Source organism: Bacillus sp. TL12 (assembly GCF_022625245.1).
Taxonomy (GTDB): Bacteria; Bacillota; Bacilli; order Bacillales; family Bacillaceae_G; genus Bacillus_A.
Genome location: NZ_JAJJBY010000096.1, coordinates 1 through 4,521, shown reverse-complemented (window position 1 = coordinate 4,521; position 4,521 = coordinate 1). Strand labels below are relative to the sequence as shown.

3 protein-coding genes and 2 pseudogenes are annotated in these 4,521 nt (G+C 32.1%); 3 read left to right on the top strand and 2 right to left on the bottom strand.

Annotated elements, in window-relative coordinates; translation table 11 throughout:
* Nucleotides 1-73: 73 nt before the first annotated feature.
* A pseudogene (locus LOK41_RS27350) lies at nucleotides 74-661 on the bottom strand (DUF3967 domain-containing protein); the annotation flags it as partial.
* A gap of 62 nt (nucleotides 662-723) precedes the next feature.
* Nucleotides 724-879: a hypothetical protein gene (locus LOK41_RS27345; RefSeq protein WP_241819252.1), complete on the bottom strand. Its 156-nt coding sequence runs from the start codon at nucleotides 877-879 to the stop codon at nucleotides 724-726.
* 866 nt (nucleotides 880-1,745) lie between these two features.
* Here LOK41_RS27345 and LOK41_RS27340 point away from each other — a divergent pair.
* From LOK41_RS27340 to LOK41_RS27330, 3 genes and pseudogenes are all read left to right on the top strand, one after another.
* Nucleotides 1,746-2,567, top strand: a complete 822-nt coding sequence (locus tag LOK41_RS27340) for a ParA family protein (protein WP_241819251.1) — start codon at nucleotides 1,746-1,748, stop codon at nucleotides 2,565-2,567.
* Between the two features lies 1 nt (nucleotide 2,568).
* Nucleotides 2,569-2,940 (top strand): hypothetical protein, encoded by a 372-nt coding sequence (locus tag LOK41_RS27335; RefSeq protein ID WP_241819250.1) that lies wholly within the window; start codon nucleotides 2,569-2,571, stop codon nucleotides 2,938-2,940.
* Between the two features lie 1,184 nt (nucleotides 2,941-4,124).
* A pseudogene (locus LOK41_RS27330) lies at nucleotides 4,125-4,521 on the top strand (copper amine oxidase); the annotation flags it as partial.

The following is a 4,521-nucleotide window of genomic DNA, read 5'->3' as shown; positions in this document are numbered from 1 at the left end:
GGAGCTACTAACAATCGCATAAAATATACAACTTTTTGTTGGCACCACTTAACCTTAATAAAACTTCGCAACAGAACCATTTCCACCATGACCTTTGGTCCTCTCTTGCTGCTGCAACTTCTCCATGAAATTCCTTCATTATTCTCTTCGTCACTTGGATCTCTCTTAATGTTTTCATCAAAGTCTTATCTCGTTCTTCTAATCTATTTTCAATCCGTTCATTCCGTCGTTCTATACTTTTCTCAATGCGTTTACTTCTTTTCTCAGCTTGTTCACTTAATCTTTGTTCCATTTCCAAGAGGCTTTGCTTCATTTGTTTCGTCATAACGTTATATTGTTGCTGTAGCTGTTGTTGAATATAATATGAAATTAAATCTGTTTTCTCAGATTCTTCTTTAATCCTATGAGAAATGATACTTTCTAATTGCTGAGCAATCATCTTTGAAACCTTCTCTAATGTCATACCGTCATGCTGACTGAGTTCAATTAACTTCTCAATCACTATAATGTCCAGATCTGTATATTCCCGTCTGCCGCGCTTATCCTTCTTCATTGTATCTCCTTCTCATTGCAACTCTTCCATTTATTTTCGTAACGTACTATCGCTCACCCCTAAACGCTTATACACATCGCTAGCAGTATAGATAATTTCAGCTGGCATAGCGCTACAACACCTCCTTGGAAAAGTATTCCCTAGTGCTTTGGGAATTCCTGCCCTAGATATTAATAAGAAACACATTCCTGGCCACCAACCCAATGAACAATCCACCGCATAACGCCACAACGGATGCTATAAAATACAGCTTTGATTAGAAAGATAGCTAGCTCAAACGCATTTACAATACGATTAAATACTGGGATCCCACCATACCCCATCAAGCTAAGATTTCAAAATACCTCAAAATGAAAAAAATGAGTTTAATTCCCATATTTAACTGTAGAAAAACAAAATATTTTGTTTTGAGAAACAGCCAATTTCTTGACTTGATAGGCATGGGATATAGGGGAAGTTTCTGAAAAATAAATGAAGTGGTATAAATGGCACATTCTATTACATGTACCACATATCACTACTATAACTTTATTTTCAATATAGAAATATCCCTATTTCCATAAATGGATATTTCCCTATAACTTGATTTCGGTACCAAAATATAGAAAGATAGAAATAGGGATATAGGGGGGGCTGAAAAATAAATGAAGTGGTATAAATGGCACATTCTATTACATGTACCACATATCACTGCTATAACTTTATTTTCAATATAGAAATATCCCTATTTCTATAAATGGATATTTCCCTATAACTTGATTTCAGTACCAAAATATAGAAAGATAGAAATAGGGATATAGGGGAGTTTTTAAATAGATAACTAGAGTGGTATAAATGGCACATTCTATTGCATGTACCACATATCACTGCTATAATTTTATTTACAATATAGAAATATCCCTATTTCCATAAATAGATATTTCCCTATAACTTGATTTCAGTACCAAATATAGAAAGATAGAAATAGGGATATAGGGGAGTTTTTAAATAGATAACTAGAGTGGTATAAATGGCACATTCTATTGCATGTACCACATATCACTGCTATAATTTTATTTACAATATAGAAATATCCCTATTTCCATAAATAGATATTTCCCTATAACTTGATTTCAGTACCAAATATAGAAAGATAGAAAGATAGAAATAGGGATATAGGGGAGTTTTTAAATAGATAACTGGAGTGGTATAAATGGCTATTACAATTACTGTTGGGAATTACAAAGGGGGCGTTGGTAAAACCACTAATGCTGTATTAAACTCTTATGAATTCGCAAAAAAAGGGAAACGAACATTACTCGTTGACCTTGATCCACAGAGTAATGCAACAAAATCTCTAATGTTAACAAAATCTATCCTTAATCCTGATGAAAAAGTAACTTTAAATAAAACATTAATGAAAGGAATTCAAGAGGGGAATTTAGATGGATTAGAAGTTGAAATAATGGAAAATTTATATTTAATTCCTTCTTATGTTGATTTTCAAGATTTCGCAAAATTTCTATATAAATCGTGTTCTTCGGAAACAGAAGAAGATTTCTACTTTAAGGGATTACTTGAGAAAATAAAGCATAAATACGATTACATATTTATCGATGTTCCACCTATGTCAATTGAAGTCACAAAAAATGCAGTTGTAGCTTCTGATTATGTTCTGATAACTCTACAAACACAAGAACGTTCTCTTACAGGTGCAGAAAACTACATTAACCAACTAATAAAATTAAAAGAGCAATATAATCTTGATATTGAAGTTGTAGGAATTCTTCCAGTGCTATTAAAAAATAATGGTAAAGTGGATGAATACATTATGGAAAATGCTCGTGAAATTTTTGGTGAAGAAAATCTATTTAAAAATATCGTTCCACAGATGGAACGTATTAAAAGGTTTGATGTTAACGGTATTACTGAAAATGATCGACATGATTTAAATGTAATAGAACTATACGAAAAAATTAGTGATGAATTATTATCTCGTATCAATATTTTTGAAAGTTTAAAGGTTGGTGTATAACATGGCAAGAACTCCTGGATTATTAGGCAGAAAAAAGAGCAATTTTGACCCAACAGATCCTTATATTCCAAACGAGGATTCCGTTGTAACAAAAAGTGACGAGAATACTCCTACTGTTCCACCTATAAATGAAGAAAAACAAGTGACTCAGCAAGAGAAAAAGCAGGAGCAAACACCAGAGAAAAAGAAATTTAAAAACCAACAAGGCAGTATTAAAATTTCTAGTCAATCTAAGGACGAGCTTGGAGCACTAATGAAACTCACTAATAAGAAATATGCTCACGAAATAATAGATTTACTTATAAATCATTATGTAGAAAATCAATTAACTCTCGAACAGAAACGGAAATTCAAATTATTAACGGAGATTTAGCAATATAGAAATATCCCTACTTAGAAATAGGGATATTTCTATATTTTTGTAGTTTAAACAAATATCATCAACAGAACTTCTTCTTCAGCTTTCTCTTCCTTCTCGTCGCCGCAATTTCCTCATGATATTCCTTCATCAATCGTTTTGTCTTCTAAGCTAACTATTTAACATTTTCTTTGTACTTGGCTACAATAACACTAAGCCACTAATCAGTATTACCACCCCATTATTTTTGAGCTAGTAGTGCCATTCTATTTATCTCTTCAAAATCTGGAATATCCTTTAGTTTCATTTTTATTGTAGTTAATTTCTTTTGACATCAATGGTTTAGGCAATATCCATTAATTCTATAATTTTATTACATGTACCACGTATCATTGCTGTGATCTTCTCCTGTAATATAGAAATATCCCTATTTCTATAAATAGATATTTCTACATATCCCTACTTTTGTTGTCAGAAATGGATGTATAGGGAGGAGCTTTTGAAAAATTACTGATTCTATTGTATATACCATATATCACTATTATAATCTTATTTGCAATATAGGGAAATATCCCTACTTTTGTTGCAAAAAATAGTGAAGATATTCCTGTTTCTTCATCTAAAACTGAGCAAGAATAAGTGAATCTGCAAGAGAAAAAGAAATTTAAAGACCCACGGGAAAGAACTCTGGGCACTAATGAAACTCACTAATAGAAAATAAACTCATGAAATAATATATTTACATATAAATCATTATGTAGAAAATTAATTAACTCCTGAACAGAAAAATAAGTTCAAATTATGGTGGATATTTCTATATTTCTGCAATTAAAAAAAATATCATCAACAGAACTTCTTCCACGACTTTCTCTTCCCTCTCGTCGCCGCAATTTCCTCATGTTATTCCTTTATCGCTCATTTTGTTTCTTGAATCTCCCACTTCAAACGGCTCGTAAGGACGTTAAGTGGTGAGTAGTTCAATGAAGTTGAAAATGATAAACAATACATATTCGTAAAGGACTTATTTTTTAGATGATTACATGAACCCTATAACTTTTGACAATCCCCTTATAATAATCCTTAAATGTGTACAAAAAAGGACATTTAATAGATAATATTTACAATTTTTACGTTAAATGGTAATCTGTATTGGTATTTTTTTCAGAAAATACAGAACTCGAGACGGAGATAGGGATTCTATGAAAAAATTAAAAGTGGTTTCCAGCCTAACTCTTGGTTTATCATTATTTATTCCAGCTTTAAGTCCTGCACAAGCTGCAACAAAATTAACATATACACAGACGGGGGCGAATTATATGTATTCAAATTCGCCTGAAACTGTCAAAGGACCGGGGGCTGGATATGAACATCGTTTCGAAAGCGGAAAGTATTCTTATTACACATTACAACGTTACACAGAACCAGGTAAAGAATACGTAGCCGAATTCTATAATCACAACAACGCAGGAATGGATTTGCAATGGGGCTATGCAATTTACAATGGGAGTAGTTCAACACGTTATGTTACAATCAAAAATGATTCTATTAAATATGGTCCACAAAGTTTAGATGGAAATTCAATGGTTGTTGCATCTG